The organism is Mycobacterium sp. NPDC003449 (assembly GCF_053588415.1).
Map to the genome: position 1 here is coordinate 1 of NZ_JBSFPX010000393.1, position 1,046 is coordinate 1,046.

Sequence of the window (1,046 nt, forward strand, 5' to 3'; positions counted from 1 at the left end):
ATGTCCGTGACCAGGTGTTCAACCTGTTCGACGTGTTCGGCGTGGACAAGGCACTGGGTGCAGGCTCCTACAGCGACCTGGATGCCGACACCGCGCGGGAGATGTTGACCGAGATGGCGCGCCTGGCCGAGGGGCCGATCGCCGATTCGTTCGTCGAAGGTGACCGCAACCCGCCGGTATTCGACCCGGACGCCCACACCGTGACGCTGCCCGAGGCGTTCAAGAAGTCGGTGCGCGCGGTCATCGAGGGCGGCTGGGACAAGGTCGGCCTCGAGGAAGAACTCGGCGGCATGCCGATGCCCAAGGCGCTGCTGTGGGCCCTGCATGAGCATCTGCTGGGCGCCAACCCCGCCGTCTGGATGTACGGCGGCGGCGCCGGGTTTGCCAGCATCTTCTACAAGCAGGCCACCGAGGAGCAGAAGAAGTGGGCGATCCTGGCCGCCGAGCGCGGCTGGGGCGCCACCATGGTGCTCACCGAACCCGATGCGGGTTCTGACGTCGGTGCCGGGCGCACCAAGGCCGTCCAGCAGGACGACGGCTCCTGGCACATCGACGGGGTGAAGCGGTTCATCACCTCCGCCGACTCCGATGACCTGTTCGAAAACATCTTCCACCTGGTACTGGCCCGCCCCGAGGGCGCGGGACCGGGCACCAAGGGCCTGTCGTTGTTCTTCGTGCCGAAGTTCCTGTTCGATCCCGAGACCGGCGAGCCCGGCGAGCGTAACGGGGTGTATGTCACCAACGTCGAGCACAAGATGGGCCTGAAAGTCTCGGCCACCTGTGAGCTGACGTTCGGTCAGCACGGCACCCCGGCCAAGGGCTGGCTGGTCGGTGAGGTGCACAACGGCATCGCGCAGATGTTCGACGTGATCGAGCAGGCCCGAATGATGGTGGGCACCAAGGCCATCGCGACCCTGTCGACCGGTTACCTCAACGCGCTGGAGTACGCCAAGGAGCGGGTGCAGGGCGCCGACCTGACCCAGATGACCGACAAGACCGCCCCGCGGGTGTCGATCACGCACCATCCGGATGTGCGGCGCAGCCTG

At 66.5% G+C, this 1,046-nt stretch carries 1 protein-coding gene; it reads left to right on the top strand.

Annotation, left to right across the window (positions count from 1 at the left end; all coding sequences use genetic code 11):
• The coding region (locus tag ACWDTP_RS38630) for an acyl-CoA dehydrogenase family protein (RefSeq protein ID WP_450028477.1) at positions 1-1,046 on the top strand (1,046 nt) is incomplete at both ends.